The sequence below is a fragment of the Shewanella sp. SP2S2-4 genome (assembly GCF_031932025.1).
Lineage (GTDB): Bacteria > Pseudomonadota > Gammaproteobacteria > Enterobacterales > Shewanellaceae > Shewanella > Shewanella baltica.
Genome location: NZ_JAUOER010000020.1, coordinates 37,627 through 59,020 on the forward strand (window position 1 = coordinate 37,627; position 21,394 = coordinate 59,020).

The 21,394-nt window shown below is 47.7% G+C and carries 14 protein-coding genes; 5 read left to right on the forward strand and 9 right to left on the reverse strand.

Features of this window, described 5'->3' with window-relative positions:
- Positions 1-47: 47 nt before the first annotated feature.
- Positions 48-1,421 (reverse strand): DUF4397 domain-containing protein, encoded by a 1,374-nt coding sequence (locus tag Q4Q54_RS15380; protein ID WP_242326198.1) that lies wholly within the window; start codon positions 1,419-1,421, stop codon positions 48-50.
- A 375-nt stretch (positions 1,422-1,796) separates the two neighbouring features.
- Here Q4Q54_RS15380 and Q4Q54_RS15385 point away from each other — a divergent pair, with 375 nt between their 5' ends.
- Positions 1,797-4,526: a DEAD/DEAH box helicase gene (locus Q4Q54_RS15385; RefSeq protein WP_311988887.1), complete on the forward strand. Its 2,730-nt coding sequence runs from the start codon at positions 1,797-1,799 to the stop codon at positions 4,524-4,526.
- Between the two features lie 5 nt (positions 4,527-4,531).
- Here the strand turns inward: Q4Q54_RS15385 and yidZ are convergent, their stop codons facing one another.
- The 6 genes from yidZ to Q4Q54_RS15415 all read right to left on the reverse strand — a co-directional run bounded on the left by yidZ (position 4,532) and on the right by Q4Q54_RS15415 (position 12,779).
- Positions 4,532-5,491 (reverse strand): HTH-type transcriptional regulator YidZ, encoded by a 960-nt coding sequence (gene yidZ, locus Q4Q54_RS15390; RefSeq protein ID WP_311988888.1) that lies wholly within the window; start codon positions 5,489-5,491, stop codon positions 4,532-4,534.
- Positions 5,466-6,659, reverse strand: a complete 1,194-nt coding sequence (locus Q4Q54_RS15395) for an MFS transporter (protein WP_311988889.1) — start codon at positions 6,657-6,659, stop codon at positions 5,466-5,468. The genes yidZ and Q4Q54_RS15395 overlap by 26 nt, the downstream gene beginning before the upstream one ends.
- A gap of 231 nt (positions 6,660-6,890) precedes the next feature.
- A complete protein-coding gene (locus Q4Q54_RS15400; RefSeq protein WP_311988913.1) occupies positions 6,891-9,698 on the reverse strand; it encodes an insulinase family protein in 2,808 nt (935 codons plus the stop codon).
- Positions 9,699-9,907: 209 nt separating this feature from the next.
- The gene (locus tag Q4Q54_RS15405; RefSeq protein WP_311988890.1) at positions 9,908-10,471 is read right to left on the reverse strand and encodes an imm11 family protein; all 564 of its coding nucleotides are present in this window, start codon (positions 10,469-10,471) and stop codon (positions 9,908-9,910) included.
- A 126-nt stretch (positions 10,472-10,597) separates the two neighbouring features.
- Positions 10,598-11,302 (reverse strand): single-stranded DNA-binding protein, encoded by a 705-nt coding sequence (ssb, locus tag Q4Q54_RS15410; protein WP_006083192.1) that lies wholly within the window; start codon positions 11,300-11,302, stop codon positions 10,598-10,600.
- Between the two features lie 109 nt (positions 11,303-11,411).
- Complete coding sequence (locus Q4Q54_RS15415) at positions 11,412-12,779, reverse strand: MFS transporter (protein ID WP_259576998.1); 1,368 nt, start codon at positions 12,777-12,779, stop codon at positions 11,412-11,414.
- Positions 12,780-13,194: 415 nt separating this feature from the next.
- Between Q4Q54_RS15415 and uvrA the strand changes: the two genes are divergently transcribed.
- The 3 genes from uvrA (at position 13,195) to Q4Q54_RS15430 (ending at position 19,523) form a co-directional block, all read left to right on the forward strand.
- Positions 13,195-16,077 carry an excinuclease ABC subunit UvrA gene (gene uvrA, locus Q4Q54_RS15420; RefSeq protein WP_311988891.1) on the forward strand — a complete coding sequence of 961 codons (2,883 nt, stop codon included), beginning with the start codon at positions 13,195-13,197 and terminating at the stop codon, positions 16,075-16,077.
- A 182-nt stretch (positions 16,078-16,259) separates the two neighbouring features.
- Positions 16,260-17,429 carry a M28 family peptidase gene (locus tag Q4Q54_RS15425; RefSeq protein ID WP_311988892.1) on the forward strand — a complete coding sequence of 390 codons (1,170 nt, stop codon included), beginning with the start codon at positions 16,260-16,262 and terminating at the stop codon, positions 17,427-17,429.
- 195 nt (positions 17,430-17,624) lie between these two features.
- Positions 17,625-19,523, forward strand: a complete 1,899-nt coding sequence (locus Q4Q54_RS15430; RefSeq protein ID WP_311988893.1) for a DEAD/DEAH box helicase — start codon at positions 17,625-17,627, stop codon at positions 19,521-19,523.
- 145 nt (positions 19,524-19,668) lie between these two features.
- On the opposite strand, the gene Q4Q54_RS15435 is transcribed toward Q4Q54_RS15430, so the two are convergent.
- On the reverse strand, positions 19,669-20,193 hold the full coding sequence (locus Q4Q54_RS15435) for a type II secretion system protein (RefSeq protein ID WP_006083197.1): 525 nt from the start codon (positions 20,191-20,193) through the stop codon (positions 19,669-19,671).
- Between the two features lie 218 nt (positions 20,194-20,411).
- On the opposite strand from Q4Q54_RS15435, the gene Q4Q54_RS15440 reads away from it, so the two are divergent.
- Positions 20,412-20,777: a DUF6677 family protein gene (locus Q4Q54_RS15440; RefSeq protein WP_012088164.1), complete on the forward strand. Its 366-nt coding sequence runs from the start codon at positions 20,412-20,414 to the stop codon at positions 20,775-20,777.
- Here Q4Q54_RS15440 and Q4Q54_RS15445 read toward each other — a convergent pair.
- Positions 20,774-21,388, reverse strand: coding sequence for an HAD family hydrolase (locus tag Q4Q54_RS15445; RefSeq protein WP_012586709.1), 615 nt, complete (start codon positions 21,386-21,388; stop codon positions 20,774-20,776). The two genes, Q4Q54_RS15440 and Q4Q54_RS15445, sit on opposite strands and share 4 nt — an antisense overlap.
- Positions 21,389-21,394 lie beyond the last annotated feature (6 nt).

Sequence of the window (21,394 nt, forward strand, 5' to 3'; positions counted from 1 at the left end):
TACCTAAGTAGCGCTCTTGTATTAGCTAAGTTCACTCACCTTAACGGTTAGAGCTTAATCAAGTTATAACCAAAGCTAGTGGCAGCATCTTTATTCAGCACCATAGTGACATTATCTTCATTGCTGAAATCCATTAAATCGGAGGCATAGACAACGGTTTTAGTGCCGTTTTCGACTGCGATGACTTTAATAGAATATTCGCCTGCAGGTACAGTCACTGACTGAGGGCTAGCTGGGTTGACCGCAGTGATTTTATTTACCGCAGTTTCAATCGTGTCATTTGCTTTTAAGAAATATACAGTGAGATTACTTTTATCGGCAAAACTCACGATGTCAAACTTAAAGCTATAGGGACTTGGCGTCTGAGTTTGCTTCATCTCCATCGCCTTCACTTGGCTGCCCTGCTCTGTCGCCTGCTCGTAAATGAAGATGGTTTTAATATCATCTTGATTAAGGGTGATCAGCACATTGTCGAGTAATTTAGCTTGGCTTGTATGGTCAAGTACGCTCACACCAAAGTCATTAAACTCGGCGCCTTGGTAAGCTGTTACGCCGAAGGGGGCCACATTGCTAAATAGCGCTTCTTGCTTACTACTCACTACTTTTACATCAACATTATGTGTAGCCAAGCCATTGAATACCCTAAAATCTACACTGCTTTCGAGGGCGACATGGTTACGCACATTGGTGGTTGAGTCGACGCTGTCTAAACTGATTTTAGCGGCTGAAGCGCCAAAGCTTTCCCTTAAAATCAACTTATAAGGCACCTTGGTTTTAAAGTTAATGCTTGCCGTGGTGTAACTGATATTGGTCGTACCCGCCGCAGTCAGATAAATTTTATAGTCGCCCGTATCTAAAATCTGTGGTGTTGAAACCTCACCATAGGAGACGCTGCCTAGCATCACTGCATCGGCAAAGCCTTTATCCGCTTTGGCAATATAGGCATCGTAGGCAGGTGCATCAGTCGCAGTGTGTGCAATCAATAATTGCATCTTGCTCTTGTCCGCTTCGGCATTTTGTTTATCGAGCTCGGTACGCGAGTAATTGATATTCAAAAGGGCTGGCGAGGCAAAATCCCCATGCAATACAAAGAAATGGTCGGTTGCCGTTTTTAAATCGATATTCTCTTTGTAGAGTGAAATATCTTTATTTGCCGCATCCTTACCCATCACCTCTACTTCACTCACACCGGGGGTAGATGTAAATCGTGGCATCGCATCTGCGTAGCTCACGCTTTCATAGGTTTTATCGCCAATCTTCAGCGCGGTAGCAGTGCTCCCCACTGTCGCATTATAGAATTGCACATAAGTATCAGTTTTAGAGGTATCCTCATCCTTGTCATTATCAGAACCACCGCAAGCGGTCACGCCTAAACAGGCGAAGGTCAAAACCGCGAATCCCTTTAGCTTACTTTTTATCATTGTTTCCCTCATTAGCAGACAAAAATTCAGTTCAGTCTACGCAGTTATACAATGACAACAATGGCAATTTCCACTAAAAACAAAAACAAATATTTCACAAACTCAAACACTTAACAAACATTTCAATAACACACAAAATACTGATACAAACGCCACTTTTCGGGCCCTTAATTGATACAAATGCGATTGCTGATACCTTAGTTCACATCTACAAAAACGCTTCCGCTCCAGAGCAATAAGGCTGGCATATCGAATACCTCTCTTTTAGGCTATTGCGACCATGGAGAAATCATCCACAGTTGGTGCAAACCTTGTTCGACTTATGCGATTGAGTTACTCTCGCACCGCCAATTAAGCCTTTGGGATGGATAGGGTTTGCAAGGGATTCTTAACTACTACAAACAGTGTTTTCAACACGATAGTGCTGAAATTAACCTTTGGTCTAGCCACAAACTTGCTGAGCAAGAAAAGCTATTGCTCCAAGGTGAAGACGAGTTAAGCAGTGGCTTTCTGCCTCGCTTGCCGGTGCCATTTGCTCCTGCCTCCGCATTAATGGCGCGTAGTGCCTTGTATCTACGTGAAAAAATATTATTGCACTCTTGTCTGTTTTTCTGCGGCACTGTCGAGCTTAATGGCGAAAAACGTAAAGTCGTCACGCCATTGCTGTACCGCGAATGCCAATTGCAGGCCGATGGCGATAACATTTACCTCGAATCTAATAACAGCTTCTCTGGCGGCGGGCCATTCACCATCAATGAAGCCCTGTTAGAAAAATTAGTCGTTGAAGGACACAGCTTAAGTCAAGAGTTACGCGATAATCCAACGGATGTCAGTGGCTGGATAGCTTGGCTGCGGGCGGGCCAAGCCGATGTTGATACCAGTCATTTATTGCATTTTCCCAAGCTGATCGATGAGACTGAATTCACTGGCTTATGCCGTAAACGTGGGCGGTTTATGGTTAGTCGCAGCCAAATTATTCTTGCAGAGCGTTCGCAGGCAAGTCGCGGCATATTGCACGAACTCGACAATCTCATCACAGCGCCTTCACACTCTGCGCCGCTTCAAGCGCTGTTTGGGCAAGCGCCAACTCGAGATTCAGTTAGTCACAATGTCGATACCCAAGAGAATTACCTTCCTGGGCTATTAAGCCGCGCACAAATTCAAGCCTTAAAGGTGGCGGCCAATCAAACTTTGGGGCAAATATCGGGTCCACCGGGAACGGGTAAAAGTTACACCATAGCCACAGTGGCGGCGGAGCAGGTATTAAGGGGTAAATCTGTCCTCATCGTCGCCCACACCGATGTTGCCGTTGATGTGATTGCCGATAAGTTGCAGCAACAATTCCAGCTTGGGAGCAGCCTTATTCGCGCCGGCTCGCCGCAATTTATTAAAGTCCTTAAAAACCAGATAGATGAAATGCTGCATGGTCAGCATCCTGCGACTGCTGAAACCCTCTCGGATATCCTACTACTCAATGCAAAACAGCAACTTAATACTGTGACTCGCGAGCAAACCAAAATGGAAGCCGGTTTTATTCACCATTGCCGACACGCCATACGTCGCGGCCAAAAACTGGCGACCTTACAACAAGGACAATCGCGCTGGCGCTTAGGATTTTACAACTGGGCTTACCGTGCCGGGATCAAACAGTTTGCTCAGCAATGGGATGTGCTCGATAAATTAACCGCCCTCATCGCCCAAAAAGAAGACTTAAGCCTCAAATACTTACAATTGGCCACTCACTATCGATTAAACCAATTACTCAAACATAAGCGCAGTACACTGGTGAGTTTTGCCAGTGCACTTCGCGCTCGGCAGTCCGCTAAGCAACTCGACGGTTTCTACAAAACGGATTTTGATGCCTTAAAGCAAACCTTTCCCATTTGGTTATCTAGCCTTGCCAGCTTGCATAAAGTGCTGCCCATGGAGCAGCAAATGTTTGATCTAGTGATTATTGATGAAGCCACCCAAGCCAATATTGCCGCCTGTTTACCGGCCTTACAGCGGGCAAAAGCGGCACTGGTGGTGGGCGACAGTAAACAGCTGCGCCATTTCTCGTTTTTATCCCGCGCAAAGCAAACCCAAATCCAGACCCAACTCGGACTTGCTGCGGATTGCCGCGGCCTAATGAGCTACCGTGATGCCAGTATGCTCGACTTAGTATCACAATCCCTTGCGAGCCAATCCCAAGTGGTATTTTTAAATGAGCATTTTCGGAGTAAACCTGAGCTGATCCAATTTAGTAATCAGCAGTTTTATCAAGGCATGCTGAAAATTATGCAGCACAGACCCTGCACGAGTTCAGGACACTTACATAGAATACAAGTGACAGGCGCGCGGGATAGCAAGGGAGTTAACAGACTAGAAGCGGAGGCATTAATTCAAAAGTTATCACAACTGATTGATGACCAAATGAATACATTAGTGCCCGCCAGCATTGGTGTGCTCTCCTGTTTTCGCAATCAAACTGAGTATTTATCCCAGCAGATCCTCGCACGCTTTAGCGCACAACAAATAGAACGTCATCAATTGAGGATTGCCACGCCCTTTGGTTTTCAAGGGGAAGAGCGCGATATCATGCTGCTGTCGTTTAGCATTACGGCCAACGACAGCCGCGCCGCCGTGTATTTAAATCGAGCCGATATGTTCAACGTCGCGATTACCCGAGCCAAACAGGCGCAATGGCTATTTTTATCGGTACAAGAGCATGAACTCCCCAACAATAATTTACTGGCAACTTACTTAGCATCGGCGGGCCAATTTCAAGCAGCACATAATTATGTCGATGCACTCGATACATTTGGCCAGTCGGTGGCACACGCGATTGAAGAAAAAGGGATTACAGTATGGCGCGCCTACCATATGGCGGGACTCGAACTGGATATTCTGTGCCGTTATGGTGACCAATATTTAGCGATAGATTTAATCGGTTACCCAGGACCTTGGGCGGACTTTTTCGATATTGAACTGTATAAACTCTTACAGCGCGCAGGCATTAAACTTATCCCCGTGAGCTATGGGCTTTGGTGTCAGCAGCGGGAACTGTGTATCCAACATATTTGCCAGCAATTGGGTATTCCCCAACAAAGTGAAAGCAGTAAATAGAAACCTTAATCATGCTGTTGGTAAATCGATTTTATCTTGCTTCGCAGCCAAGTGATTTTGGGGTTGTGGCTGTTTCTCTTATGCCAAATCAAGGTAAAAGGGATCGCGAGTTTATTAAGATATTCGCCACTTATCGGGATCGGGCGAGTGACTAAGTCAGGGTGTAATTGGCGGGCATATTGCTCACAGTATTGCGGCGCGATTGCCATCATACTGTGGTGAGGCTGAGCCGCGACAAACAGTGACTGCTCAAAGCTGGCCAAGGTCAGCACAATATTGCGGCTTAACCCAAGCTCGATAAGCACATCATCTAAGGCCCAGGTTTCGCTCTTTTCCCACAAGATATTGATATGCGAGTATTTTAAGAAAGTGTCTATATTCCACTCTTCCTGCAAGGCTGGATGATCGCGGCGTAAATACACCTGAGGAAGATCGGTAAATAAAACCTCAAAATCGATAAAATACGGCAATAAATCAAGGGATTCCTTGGAGCGAGGATGGCTCTCTCGACCTGTAAAACCTATGTCAGCCTCACCGCGAATAATGGCCTCCAGTGAATCATAATCCCAATTTCGTACTTTCACTTTTGCATCTGGGTAGTGTTGATAAATAGCCCCCGTTAATTGATTAAGCATAATGAGCGACAAAGGTGACTCAAGCATCAGCTCAAAACTGAGCCCTTTCGTCATATCATTCCCGCGCTTGCCCATAAGCTGTTTGCCCATTTGCAACCAATCGGCTAAGTCTTGCTCCATGCTTTGAGCTAATGGCGTTAACTGGAATCCATGCGGTGTTTTGACAAACAGAGGATCGTCAAACCAATCACGCAATTTCGCCAAGGATTTACTCACGGTCGATGGCGTAACATTGAGCTTTTTAGCGGCCTTAGTCACACTCCGCTCTTGTAAGAGAAGTTGTAGAGTAAACAATAGATTAAGGTCAAGACGTGCGAGTGATTTCTTCATCTAGATAAACGCTCGGTGCTGTAGGCACACATAATATGAGTAAGGTACTGATAACAGAGCCCAAGGCTAATATCAGCAACAATATGTTAAGTGGACTAATACCTATTAATCCCATCAGCCAAATATACAGTGCTGAAGTACAAACCTGTGCAATACCTAACAATGAACTTGCCACCCCAGCACGCGATGCAAAGGGGCTCAGTGCTTGGCTCATAGTCACACCAAATCCAATAGCGAATCCGCTACAGACAAAACCAAAGCCTAATAAATTCACATTAAGGCTAAAATATTGCACCTGAGTTAGCACAAACACTAGCGCGGCAGCTGCAAATAACAGCTGTGAAATCAACATCAAACTTTTTTCTTTAAGCACAGCAAGTGCAAAAGGAGTCGAGAACGATACCAGCATACTCACTAACGCTGTCAATGCCATAACATTAGAATATTGCCCGCGGTCAAACCCCATCTGCCCCATGATCAGCATGGGAGACACATTCACATAACTCAGAATCGTAGTCACACCTAGAGTCGTCATAACAAGCCGGCTGAGGAAAAAGGACTGACGAAAAGACTCTTGCGACGTCAGCTCACGATTAACATCCTCAATCCTACTCTGCGCTGGCTTAGTCTCCCTTAATACAAAAGTACATAACAAACAGACCAATAGTCCCATACCAGCCATAGTGTTAAACAGACTCTGCCAAGGGAACTTGAGCATAATTACATGCCCAATAACAGGTGCGATGACCGGGATAATACATGTAATACCATTGATCATTGAGAGCACTTTAGCTCGGAGCTTATCGTCTAAGGTGTCGCGTAGAATAGCAAAGGCGACAACGTAACAGGAACCGGCACCAATTCCCTGCATAAAACGAATGAGTAAGAACTGATTGCTTGTCTCAGCCATACCACCTAAATACGAAGCTAAGGCAAAGACAATAGCGCCGAATAGAGTGACAGGCTTGCGCCCTAATCGGTCCGCTACGCTGCCAGCAAAAAGCATGGTTGCCGCCATTCCGCCAAGATACACAGAAAAAGCGATATGCAACTGTGCTTCACTCGCGCCTAAATCCTGCGCGATTTGCGGTAAACCAACCAAGTACATATCTATCCCAGTTGGATACAGAAGCACTAAACAAAAACTACACAAAAGATATCGCAACATATACCTCACCCATCTCCTCGCAAATAAGTTGCGCCTAGAGTAGTGGGGCGAGCGCAGTTAAGTGAGTGGCTTTTTCGACAACAGGTATTTCCGTTTGCGACCAAGGGATATAGGCCGTGGAATTGGCCCTAAATTGAAGGAACAGAAGGAACAGAAACAAATATCCCCTGCACTGGCTAGCACAGGGGATATGGCGGTGAATGATCAATCTTCTATTCTATGCACCAACACTCATTGCTGGGGTTCAAGTGGTGCAGGAAGGACTTGGATGGTTAAACTGCCATCAGCTGGCAGATATTGCTGTGCCAGTTTACTAAGCTCTGCCGGTGTCATCTTCTGCGCCAACGCTTGTCTTTGTTTGAAAGCAGCAAAGCGCCCGGGATAACTCTGGGCATTTGATGCCAAATCTAACCAAAAACCATTGCTTTGCGGCGCGGCTTGCATCCATTCAAGCACTGGTTGGCGGGCTCGGTTAAGTAAGTCTTCGCTAATCCCCTGCGGCTGCTTCACTTGGTTAACTGCAGCGGTGAAATACTCGGAAACCGTTGGCAACATGGCTTGAGTCGTCACGCTAAATAGACCGAGATAACCATAACCGCTGGCATTGAGATCATTGTAAGAAAAGGCCGATGGCGAATAACTCGCGCCCGCTTTTTCTCTCACATTTTCCGTTAATAGGATGCTGAGCACTTGCTCCAACAATCCCAGTCCAGCGTGTTGGCTTAGGTGAGTCATATCCGTTGTTGGCCACACCATGGCCAGCGCCGCTGAATCGGGATGACCATAGTGTGTTAACGTCATCTTAGCGGGCACTTTCGGGAACACAGGCACTAGCGACTGGCTATTTTTAATGGGGCTGCGTTTGATTGCCCCGAGAGTTTCAGCCACTGCAGCGATGGCGCTGGCTTCGTCGAAATCCCCTACCATGGCGATTTCAATTGCCCCTTGCTCGACGGCTGAATGGAAACTCGGCGCCAGCTCTGCAAACTGACGTTTTAAAATTTCTTCCGGTTCACCATAACCATATCGTTTATCACCACTGTGGGAGATACGGTCAAACTGATTAGAAAACTCAGTTTGCGGGTTGCTATGGAGACTTTGCTGCTCGGCAATCACTTGCTCGCGGAACAATTGCTCGGCCTGCTTATTCATGCCGGGTTCAATCAAAAAGGCCGTCATTAAACCGAGCTGCGTGCGCAGTTCTGCAGCATTGGTACTGATCTCACCGCCAAAACTCTGCTCACGCACGCCTAGGTTGATGGAAATATCTTGCCCAGCAAAAATCTCCTGCAGGCTTTCATAATCATGGGCCTTGAGTCCACCCTGCACAAACGCACTGTTAAACAGATAAGATAAGCCATCTAACTCAGGGAATGGCACTTCACCAAAGCCTATGTTGAGGCTGACCAAAGTAGTGCCTTTATTAAAGTCAGTAGGTTTAAGATTAAGGCGCACACCATTGGTAAACTGCAACTGACGAATGCCCGTTTCGGCATCGCGACTATCGGCGATTAACTTGCCTTGATCGCCAAATTGAGTGTATGCAAACTCGTCAATTGCCTTAGTTACTGGCGCACTCACAGCTTGTTTGCGGCTTTTCTCATAGCTAGCAATAAGCTGTTTTTCAACATTTTCGATGGGCTTATTGCTGGTTAGATACAGATACGGCGTGGCGTTCCAAGTCTGATTAAACACTTGCTTTAGCTTTTGCGGCGTCACTGTTGGCATTATTTTTTCAAAAAATGCCAGCTGCCATTCAGGCTCTACAGGCACGCGCTTTTCTGCGACCGAGTAGACTAACCCATCAGCAATATTCACACTGTGGATAGTACTGCTACCCGCAGCGCTGAGCTGATATCCTTTGTGCATACGTTTGATTTGTTGGTCAATTTCCTGCTGACTAAAACCAAATTCTTTTGCTTGGCGCAAGGTTTGCTCCAATATTGCTATGCCCTCTTGCCAGTTATTTTCCTGCGTACCTAAGCTCATTTGAGTGCCGTAGGCGATATCAAATTGCTCCCCAACCTGCAGGCTAACGCCAGATAAACCTTGGCTATGCAGTAACTGCGACTCCATTCGGCGATACAAGATGCCGTGGGCGAGTTCGAGCAGTATTTCCTGCTCGCGCACGGCAGGGCTGTCGGTAGGGTATGCCATAGGTTTGAGCATGCCGAGTGAAACCGAGGTCGATAGGCTAGGATCGAAAAATGCCGCAGCCTCGACGCGTTGACGCTCAGCGACAGTGCCAATCGCTTGCGGCTTCACCTTCGCCGCTAAAGGCGCGGCCTGCCAACCGGTAAACTGTTGTTTTATCTTTTGTTCAACTGCGGCCACCTCGATATCACCGACCACAATTACAGTAGTACGTGAGGGCGTATAAAAACGCTGATATAAAGACAGCAGCGTCTCGCGAGTAGCATTCTTGATGCTGTTCGCTTCACCCACAGGTAAGCGCTTTGACAGCAATGTTTGCGGCATTAAGAACTGTAATTGATTGCGGTAATTCTCCAGATCCGCACCGCTACGCTCACGCAGTTCAGCCAATACCACAGCTTTTTCACGTTCAATTAGCGCTGGGTCGAGTAATAGATTACTGCCAATTTCACGCATTAAAAATAAAGCAGTATCGACTCTATCTTGGCTATTACTTGGCAAGTTGAATTGATAAACCGTCTGCTGAAACTCAGTCACAGCATTGGTATCGGCGCCAAAACTCAGACCAAGACGCTGCAATGTCGGGATCATCTCCCCCGCAGCCAAACCCGTCGAGCCATTAAAGGCCATGTGCTCAAGAAAATGCACTAACCCCTGCTCGGTATCAGACTCCACCACTGAGCCCACGTCCACCCGCATGCGTACTATGACAGCCTGCTCTGGCGTCTTATTGCTCACTAATAAATAGCGCATGCCATTGGCAAGTTCACCGGTATGGATTCGCCCACTCATGGGCAAGTCAGCCGTCCCCATCCACAGCGGCTCTTCGCTCGCCTGTAGCGGCAACGCCACACTTAATAATGCCAGCAGTAACCACTGGCGCATCAAACTAATCACCTTGAAATTGTTCATTAAAATTCGCACTTTTCCCCCAAAATCAAATAAGAAACCTAGGAAGCGCACACCTAAGTTTCAGATAAAATAAGCAGTCACTATAGTACCTAAAGCACTTTAAGTCACAAAATCAATACCTTATGGCGTACTAAAAATAGTTTATAGCCTTGATATTTAGCAAAATATCTTTAGAAATAATCTCACCAAAATCTCGATCCAAATGCCTCATCCAGCGGCAAACACTCTACGCCCCGAAGCGGCTGACACAGATCGCGAATAGTTTGATTCACTATGATATAAGCCAGTTTTTCCTGTAGCGAAAATATCGACGCTCCCTCCACCTTGCTGGCATCAATCACTAAAGTCTGGATTTGGAGTGACTGACATTCACCATAGCGGCGATAACTGACTTTCGAGCGATTCATATCGATACAGGCGAAACGCTTAAGCACCTTCATCGCATAAAATTGATGATTGATATCTCCGCTATTATCACGTATTTGAGCAGGGATAAACTGGACTTCTTTGTCGCTAACTGCACGAAATTGCTCGACAAATAATGAACTGACAAGGGGAAGGCCTATGGTAGGCAAAATGTCGTACTGGGTAATCGCCTCATCAAGCACATCCACCTCATAGTAAAGGGGCGTTACACAATTCAAAGGCTTAGTAAAACTATCAATATAGGGCTGCTCATTCTGCTCCGAATACACAAAATAAACATCCCTGTGATAGAAAGCATCCAACTCAAAAAATGGTTCCATCTCTACATCCTGTAAATGGTTTGAAAGCAACTCAACGATTTGCTATCGACGGAAAATTGCAATTAAAACAAAGCCCCGTAAACGGGGCCTTGTGTTTGAATCTTAGAACTATGCTAGATAATCAAGCTAGAACGGGATATCGTCATCCCAGCCATCATCCAAATCTGGAGTGAAGTTTTGCTGTGGTTGTGGTGCAGGACGTTGTGCCGGTGCTGCTGGCGCTTGGTAAGCAGGCGCTGGAGCGGCTTGTGGCTTAGGCGCATAACCGCCTTGCTGTGGTTGAGCTTGTTGTTGTCCATATTGCTGCTGAGCAGGTGCTGGCGCAGCATATTGTTGCTGAGCTGGCGCTTGGTAAGCAGGTGCAGCTTGAGGGGCTGGCGCATATTGATTTTGCGCTGGTGCCGCTTGTTGTGGTGCAGATTGGTAACCTGCGTTTTGTGGCATGCCGCCGCCCATTGGCGCGCCTTGTGCTTGGCCACCTTGACCACGGCTACCTAGCATTTGCATGCTACCGCTTTGATCGATAACCACTTCAGTGCTGTAACGGTCTTGACCGCTTTGGTCTTTCCACTTACGAGTTTGCAGTTTACCTTCGAGGTAAACTTGTGAACCTTTACGCAGGTATTCACCTGTAATTTCAGCTAATTTGCCGAACAGAACCACACGGTGCCATTCAGTACGCTCTTGCTGTTGACCTTGTTGGTCTTTCCACGATTCGCTGGTCGCAACTGTGATGTTAGCGACTGCATTACCGTTTGGCATATAACGCACTTCTGGATCTTGTCCCAAATTGCCAACCAAAATTACCTTGTTAACACCACGACTGGCCATTGAAATCTCCTGCGATTCTTTAAATAATCTATTAATTCAGTATGTTGTTTATCTGTGTCGCCATAGAGGAAAATCAGCTTCCCCAAATACCACACGGCGGACCCAGATATTATTGAGCAGAGCCTAACACAGCTCGTGCTTCTCTTAAATCGAAATGCTCATCAACCTTTAAGTAAGCCACTTTCTCGTCCAACACGACGATCGCTTCGACGACGCCCATGAGCTGTGATAACTGAGCCGCCATATCCCGCGCTTGTGCCTTGTCTTTGACTTCGGCTTCTAAGGTGTAACTCTTTAACAGCACGGGATTTTCCATGCCCAATGTCAGGAATAACCAGATAGACATTAAGATCACAGCAACAATAAACACCCCGACCGCGCCCACTAATTGGAAGGCGCCACCGCCCAGCATACCACCACAAAAGGCCCCTAAAAACTGGCTAGTGGAATACACGCCCATGGCCGAACCTTTTTCACCGACGGGGCAAAATTTGGCAATCAAACTGGGCAATGAGGCTTCTAAATAGTTAAAGCCAGTGAAAAACAGCACCACGGCAAAGCTCAACACCCATAAGTTTTTAGAGAATAAAGCCATCGCCAACAGCGCCACTATCATGATCACTAAGGCGATTTGGAACATAGCTTTAGTATTCTTACGTTTAACCCCAATGATAATTAACGGCACCATCAGGAAAAACGCGCCCACAAAAGCGGGGAAATACAGCATCCAGTGTTTTTCTTTCACGAGCCCCGCATCCACCAGATCCAGCGGCAAGGCCACGAATACTGCGGTTAACACTAAATGCAGAATAAAGATCCCCGCATCGAGTCTAAACAGTTGGGGATCGGTCAACATACGCTTGAGTCTGGCAGGCGTGGCTAACGTATCGCCCTTAGGCGCGTGGGAAATCGGATTCGGTACTAAAAATTGCACGATCAACATGCCCGTCACAGCGAGAATCGCCGTGAGGAAGAACAAGCCTGATAAGCCAACATGTTGCGCCACAATCGGGCCGACCAGTAAGGACAGCGCAAAAGAGCCGCCAATACACATACCAATAATCGCCATGACCTTAGTACGCTGTTCGTCGCGGGTTAAATCCGCTGCCAGCGCCAACACGGCTGCGGCAATCGCGCCCATGCCCTGCACTGCGCGACCAAACACCACGCCGTAAATCGAATCAGCGTTGGCGGCAATCAAGCTACCAATGGCAAACAGCACCAGACCGATAAGAATAATCGGCTTGCGACCATATTTGTCAGATAAAATCCCCATGGGGATTTGCAGCACAGCTTGAGTCAGACCGTAGGCGCCGATAGCAATACCGACCCACAGCGGCGAGAAACCTTCGAGGTGCTGACCATAAAGTGCAAAGACGGGCATGATCATAAACAAGCCCATCATGCGTAAACCAAATACACTGGCTAAAGAAAACGCGACTTTTTTCTCAGTACCCGAAAGTCCGTTGTTACCCATGATTTTGCCCTGGATTGAAGTCTTTTAAGGGGCGCATGTTACCACACCCAAAAGGATTTGCTCAAAAGGAAATAGTGGCCTAAACCACTGCCTGTACAGTTAACTTTTATCCCGATTATCACGGACCTATATTGACCGTGCTCGGGTTAACATGTTTATTTTTCTGCCCTATTTAACGCTCAGGCACATGGAAACGAGTCTAACATAGTGTTCACATTTGTCCTGTGAGTCAGTACGCAACAACCGCATTAATCTTAGTTAATCCACTCGGTACATAACTGCCACTGTCAGCAAGATGATTAAAAGCCAGTGCCAGCCCTAGGATTGGTGCCGATCACAGAATCAACTAAACTCAGCCGCGGAACTGTGCGATACTTATGCTCATTTTTTTAAGCATATGGCATTAGAGCGATAGATGGATAAGATTGAAATACGCGGCGCACGCACCCACAATCTCAAGAATATCAACCTGACTATCCCAAGGGATAAACTGATTGTCATCACGGGCTTATCAGGATCTGGCAAATCCTCCCTTGCTTTCGATACTTTATATGCCGAGGGCCAGCGACGTTACGTCGAGTCCTTGTCAGCCTATGCTCGCCAATTTTTGAGTTTGATGGAAAAGCCCGATGTGGACCATATCGAAGGCTTAAGCCCTGCGATATCCATAGAGCAAAAATCCACTTCCCATAACCCACGTTCAACCGTGGGCACGATTACCGAAATTTACGATTACCTGCGCTTGATGTTTGCCCGCGTGGGTGAGCCGCGTTGTCCGACACACAATCAACCTTTGGCGGCGCAAACCGTTAGCCAAATGGTCGATAAAGTGTTGGAAATGCCCCAAGACAGCCGCTTGATGCTGCTCGCACCTGTGGTCAACGCCCGTAAGGGTGAACACGTTAAATTGCTCGAAGGTCTATCGGCGCAGGGTTATATCCGCGCGCGTATCGACGGTGAAGTGTGTGACTTAACCGATCCACCAACCTTAGACTTACACGTTAAACACACGATTGAAGTGGTCGTCGACCGTTTTAAAGTGCGTGACGATATCAAGCAACGCTTAGCGGAATCCTTCGAAACTGCGCTGGAACTCTCCGGCGGCATAGCGACCGTCGCCACCATGGATGACGACACTGGTACTGGTAAAGCAAAAGGTGAAGAGCTGATCTTCTCGGCCAACTTTGCCTGCCCGCACTGCGGTTATTCGATGGCGGAATTAGAGCCAAGGATCTTCTCCTTTAACAATCCAGCCGGCGCGTGCCAAACCTGTGATGGTTTAGGGGTACAACAATTTTTCGATCCTGAGCGCGTGATCAGCAACACCGAGCTGTCACTGGCGGGCGGTGCGATTCGCGGCTGGGATAGACGCAACTTCTATTATTTCCAAATGCTTAGCTCACTCGCCGAACACTATAAGTTCGACGTCGAAGTGCCCTATGAGCAGCTCAGCGAAAAAGTCCGCAAAATCGTCCTGTACGGTTCAGGCAAAGATAGCATTGCCTTTAAGTACATCAACGATCGTGGTGATGTGGTGGTGCGTAATCACCCCTTCGAAGGCATTCTCAACAACATGGACAGGCGCTATCGCGAAACCGAAAGCAACTCGGTACGTGACGAATTAGCCAAGTTTATCAACACCCAAGCCTGCCAAAGCTGTGGTGGTTCACGTCTGCGCGAAGAAGCCCGTAACGTGTTTTTAGGCGATATCAATCTGCCGCAACTCACCACTTGGTCGATTGGCGAAGCCTTAGATTACTTCGAGAAAGTCGAGTTTAGTGGCCAAAAAGCGCAGATCGCCGAGAAGATTTTAAAAGAAATCCGCGATCGCTTAGGTTTCCTCGTGAACGTGGGCCTCAATTATTTGAGCCTATCACGCTCGGCGGAAACCCTCTCGGGCGGTGAAGCCCAACGGATTCGACTCGCCAGCCAAATTGGTGCCGGACTTGTCGGCGTGATGTATGTGCTCGACGAACCTTCAATCGGCCTGCATCAAAGGGATAACGAACGTCTGCTGCAAACCCTGATCCACCTGCGGGATTTGGGCAACACAGTAATTGTGGTTGAGCACGATGAAGATGCGATCCGCATGGCGGATCACGTGATCGACATAGGCCCTGGCGCTGGCGTACACGGCGGCGAAGTGATTTGCGACGGCCCGATTGAGAAAATCATCGCCTGTGAAGAGTCAGTCACTGGCCAATATATTTCCGGTAAGCGCAGCATTCATATTGATACGCCGCGTATTCCGTTCGACAAAACTCAAGTGATTGAGTTATTTGGCGCACGCGGCAACAACCTGCGCAATGTGGATTTAACCATTCCCATTGGTTTATTCACTTGTGTGACGGGCGTGTCGGGTTCGGGTAAATCAACCTTAATCAACGATACCTTCTTCAAGATCGCCCATAGAATGCTCAACGGGGCGACAGTGGATGAGCCATCACCCTATGACCGTATTGAAGGCATGGAGCAGTGCGACAAAGTGGTCGATATCGACCAAAGCCCGATTGGCCGCACGCCGCGCTCGAATCCTGCCACTTATACTGGCATCTTCACCCCAATTCGCGAGATTTTTGCAGGAACCCAAGAGTCACGCACGCGCGGTTATCAGGTCGGCCGCTTCTCCTTTAACGTTAAAGGTGGTCGCTGCGAGGCTTGCCAAGGTGACGGCTTGATCAAGGTCGAAATGCACTTCCTCCCCGATGTGTATGTGCCCTGCGATTCCTGTAAAGGTAAGCGCTATAACCGCGAAACCTTAGAAGTACGCTATAAAGGAAAGAATATTCACGAAGTACTGCAGATGACAGTGGAAGATGCGCGCACTTTCTTCGATGCCGTACCTGCCATTGCCCGTAAGCTGCAAACCTTGATGGATGTGGGTTTATCCTATGTACGCCTCGGCCAAAGCGCAACCACCCTTTCGGGCGGTGAAGCCCAAAGGGTGAAACTTGCTAAAGAGCTGTCTAAGCGTGATACGGGTAAGACCTTGTATATCTTGGATGAACCGACCACAGGTTTACACTTTGCCGATATCCAATTGCTGCTCGATGTCTTGCATCGTCTTAAATCCCACGGCAACACGATTGTGGTGATTGAGCATAATCTGGACGTGATCAAAACCGCGGACTGGATTATCGACTTAGGCCCAGAAGGCGGCGGTGGCGGCGGGATGATTTTAGCCACAGGCACGCCGGAAGACGTCGCCGAGCATCCAACCTCCCATACGGCACGCTTCTTAAAGCCACTGCTGGAACGGGATATTGAAATGGCAAAGGCCAATCAAGCCAAGGCTTGAGTGTAGAGCCCTTGACCTGAGTACAGTAGAAGCGCAGTCGCATAAGCACTGCGCTTCTTTTTAGCTCAGCAATCCAATATGCTTAAGCTATCGCATACATAGAGGTATCATTGAATTAGAATTGGATTTAGGCAAAGATGATATTCATCTTCTGGCTAAGGCTTCAGCGATAAGGAATGTCCATGCGTGATAGCACTCAGTCCCCAGTGACTCACCTTATGTTACCGAGGCAACATCAATCACTTTTAAATAAAAAACTAAGCGACATAAACCTCAGTGACATAAACCTAAGCCCATCGACTCAATTCAACCACAGTCGCATCGGTCAGCTGCTCGCCAAGTTCACGTTCATGCACCTTATAAGAGATCAATTCCAAAGACTTGGCTTATTAGCACTGGCCTGCTTTGTTGCAACGACTCTCACTGGCTGCGCCAGTTCACCCGAAACCTGTGCGCGTACTGAGCTTAAGCTCACTTGGGCCGAACCCTTAGAGTTACAAGCGATTGTCACAAGATTAAGCTCAGATGAATTTGAAGGCCGCAAAACCCAAACTCCAGGCGCAGAAAAAAGTCGTGACTATATAAAGCAGCAATTTGAGAGTCTCAATTTACAGCCTTGGGGAGCGGACTTTATCGTGCCCTTTGAATACCAAACCTTCTTCACCCAAGAAAATGGCGCCAACGTGGTCGCTACCGCCATGGCGACAGAGCCGACGAATCGATGGCGTATTATCGTCGCCCACTACGATCATTTAGGCATGAGCGGCAGCAAGATTTACCACGGCGCCGATGATAACGCCTCCGGCGTCGCCGCTATGCTGGCGATTGCCAAACATTGGCAGCAGCAATTTGCCATACAACCCAATACCTTGCCTAAGGTGAATCTGATGTTTGTCGCAACCGATGCCGAGGAACCTGGGCTCTATGGCAGCATCGCCTTGGTCGAACAACTCAAAACCCGTCTGCCAGAGGCGACTTTTGAGCTGATGTTGAATTTAGATATGGTGAGTCACCCCGGCAGGCCCTATGCGATTTACCTTGAAGGCAGTCGAAACTTCACTCAGTTCACTCAATTTAAACCTCTACTGAATCAACAGAACCGACTGTGCATTAAGCTCTCCCACCCCAAACCCGTTGGCCGTAGCATACAAAGTACCGATTGGCTGCGGGCATCGGATCACTATTCCTTCCACAAAGCCAATATTCCTTGGCTGTATTTTGGCGTGCCGACCCATCCCCAATATCACACCCCTGAAGATACCGTCGCGACAATCGACATCACTTTTCTTGCAGCAGTGACTGAGTCAGCATTTGAGTTACTTCAATTAAATGCCGAATATTTAAAGAATTAATGGGAAGTGGCGCGTTTCTTGCTCAGTTTTAGCGAAAAAAATGCAGAAAACAGGTTAAATAGCGTGACTCTGATTGGTAAAGTGGCGTCCATGCTGCTATAATCCGTCGTTCGCGGGAAATCGACACGGGGTTGATTTTCTGTCTGTGAAACTATTAGCGCCATTTCGCGCGCGCATCCACAAGGCTACAACCCAATGTCATCCGATGAAAGAACTTTCCGTGAACTCGGCTTATCCGAGAATTTGTTGCGTGCTCTTGACGAGCTAGGTTATGAAAAACCAACGCCAATCCAATCAGCCAGTATCGACCCACTTATGGCTGGCAAAGATATTTTAGGCCAAGCGCAAACAGGTACAGGTAAAACTGGCGCCTTCGCTTTACCACTACTAAACAAAGTGACCAGCCAAACCACGCCGCAAATTTTAGTATTAGCGCCAACACGTGAGTTAGCGGTTCAGGTTGCTGAAGCGTTCAGCAGCTATGCCAAATTTATGAAGAATTTCCACGTACTGCCAATTTACGGCGGTCAAAGCATGCAACAACAGTTGAATGCCCTGAAACGTGGTCCACAAGTTATTGTGGGTACGCCTGGTCGTGTTATGGACCACATGCGTCGCGGTACTTTGAAACTCGACTCATTAAAAGCACTCGTGCTCGATGAAGCCGATGAAATGTTAAAAATGGGCTTCATCGATGATATCGAATGGATCCTTGAGCACACGCCAAGCGAGCGCCAACTGGCGTTATTCTCTGCCACTATGCCAGAGCAAATTAAGCGTGTTGCAAACCAACACTTACGCAGCCCAGTGCATGTTCGTATTGAATCAAGCCAAACAACGGTTGAGTCAATTGAGCAGCGTTTCGTGCAAGTATCACAGCACAACAAACTCGAAGCTTTAGTACGCGTATTAGAAGTTGAAAACACTGAAGGTGTAATCATATTCGTGCGTACTCGTAACTCATGTGTTGAGTTAGCCGAGAAGTTAGAAGCCCGCGGTTATGCTTCATCACCACTACACGGTGACATGAACCAGCAAGCCCGTGAGCGTGCAGTTGACCAACTGAAACGTGGCAAGTTAGACATATTGATCGCGACTGACGTTGCGGCCCGTGGTCTTGACGTTGAGCGTATCGGTCACGTTGTGAACTACGACATTCCGTATGATGCCGAAGCTTATGTACACCGTATTGGCCGTACTGGCCGTGCTGGCCGTACTGGTATGGCGATCCTGTTTGTGACAAGCCGTGAAATGCGCATGCTGCGCACGATCGAGCGTTCAACTAACAGCCGTATTTCTCCAATGAAAATCCCAAGCCCAGAGACTGTTGCAGAACGTCGTCTATCTCGCTTAGGTGAGCAATTGGCTGAGACGATCAACGGCGATTTAGATTTCATGAAAGAAGCGGTTGCTCAACTATGCCAACAGTTAGAAGTCGATACCGATCTTCTCGCCGCAGCCTTGTTGCATCAAGTACAACAAGAACGCCCGCTTCAATTGCCAGCAATTCAAGAACGTGCCCGTGATGAGCGCAGTGAACGTACTGATCGCGGCAGCGAGCGTAGCGACCGTGGTGGTGAGCGTGGTGAACGCAGAAGTCGCGAACCGCGTCCAATGCCAGCCAGCTTAGGTACAGCTGAAGCGTTGAAAGATAACCCAGATTTGAAAATGTGCCGTTACGTCATCGACGTAGGTCGTGAGAATGGTGTAGGTGTGGGTAACATCGTTGGCGCTATCGCGAACGAAGCTAACATCGACAGCCGTTACATTGGCGCAATCCAACTTTACGATGCAGTGACCACTGTTGACCTGCCAGACGGCATGCCAAAAGACGTGTTACAGCACCTACGTAAAGTACGTGTTTGTGGCAAGCCATTGAACATCCGTGAAGCTGGCGATCAAGTATTTGTTGATTCAGGCCGTAGCGCGCGTTCAGACCGCCCTGCTGGTGACCGTAAACCACGTGGTGACCGCCCAGCGGGTGATCGTAAGCCTCGCACAGCATCTACGGGTGACAAGCCATTTGCTGACCGCAAACCTCGTGCAGACAAACCTGCCGGTGAGCGTAAGCCACGTAAACCACGTGAAGACTAATCTAGCTTAAGCTAGAGACTAAAAAAGGAGCCTAGGCTCCTTTTTTGTTGGCTTGAAATCAGTAATCTGTCTCTAACAAAGAGAGCCTACGACCATTCACAACATGAATACAGGCCTCAGATAACGAATTTGCTAACAGCTAAAACTAGCATCCATCGGTCTCGAATAAAAACGAGTGTCCAGTTGAGGTATGGTGATATTCGGCATAGCACTGGCCGGCAGTTAAATCTCCCGTTCCATAACCCAACCGCGAATAGTCATTATCTTCAAATGCTTGTATATCGCCGTAATCAGCCTGCCTTTTAGTATTATCTTTAGTCTGTTGTTTAGGCACGCCTAAATCCATAAAAGTCTCTAGGAAATACAAATTAGGTGACGTAGATTCACTCTTAGTTTCAGGAAAACCTGCATAGAACTGATAATCACCGTATTGGGTCGCGATAGTAACATCGTCGCCAGTGGTGTTGACGATTTGTGCTTTCATATGCAGCATCTTGGTCATATCTTGCATCTGCCCTAAATACCCTTTTACGGCATTCACTTTGGCATCTCTTTGCAAGTTCATAAATTTAGGCGCGGCGATAACAGCCAAAATGCCTAAAATAATGATCACGACGACCAATTCAATTAAGGTAAACCCTTGAACACGTTTCTTTAAAGACATCTGCATTTTTATTCCTTTTCCTCCAGAAGCTGCCATGCAAGCAGTGGAAGAATACGCTCTGTGTAGACTGGTGTTAATAAATAAACGACAAATAAGCAGCGCAAAGACACAATATCGACAAAAACAGACTCCTTAACAAGCAGCCATGGCTCAAGATTGACTCTAATGCTTATTCGCTTAACAATGTCATCCAAACGCTAAGCGTTCCCTTTGAGAGTTTCCCCATGAAAAAAGCCCTTACCGCTGGACTATTATCCGCCTTCGTCGCCCCTGGCAGCGGCCATTTTTATCTGCAACATAAACGCAGCGCTCTAGTGTTTTTTGTGCTGGCAATATTGAGTCTCGGCCTGTTGCTGCAACAAGTCATGCAAGTGGCGCAGCTTATCTCGCTGGATATTCAAACTGGTGTTTTGCCGCTGGATATGGGCGTAATTGCGGCCGAAGTGACCAAACAAACCACGGCAACCATTCGGGATGGTGCAGACAAGCTGATGTATGGCTTTATCCTCTGCTGGCTGATTGCCTTATTAGATAGCGTACGCTTGGGACTGAAGCAAGATAAGCAAGATGCAGTCCTAAACAATGCCTAGTCACCCACTGTCCACGCTTCGATAAAGCTATGGTAGCAAGCCACTAGCATGTCGGCCTCGTGGGCATAATCGGGAATAATTTCAGGGCAATATAATGCGCAGCGGCTACCCGCATTACGCGCGGTTTGCAGATCGAATAGATAATCGCCCACATATAAGATATCTGCGGGGGCAAGCTGCCACTGCTGGCAAATAAGATGAATACCTTCGGGATGCGGCTTAGGCTGCGCGTCGTAGCGCGTTAATACTAGTTCGATATCTATGCCGAGCTTATCGATAGTGATTTGCGCCGCTTCCGGCATATTGCGGGTCAAAATAGCCAAGGGCAGCGATTTAGCCCGTAGGCATTCGATAAGCTCACGCGCGCCATCAATCCAACTGGCCTTAAGTGAACTTTGTCTCTCGTACTCATGGACGATTTCCAGCGCCTGAGCCTGTGCTTCACCCGCACTCAGGCTATCGACATGGGCCAAGATATCCGTACCAGAATGAATCCCCAACTCACGCCGCAGACCAGCAAAATCCGGATTGGAATGCGCTAAGGTGCCGTCGAGATCGAAGATGACCCCACGGATATCCTTAAGTTTTAAATCGCTAAGTCTAGTGATCACTGACCT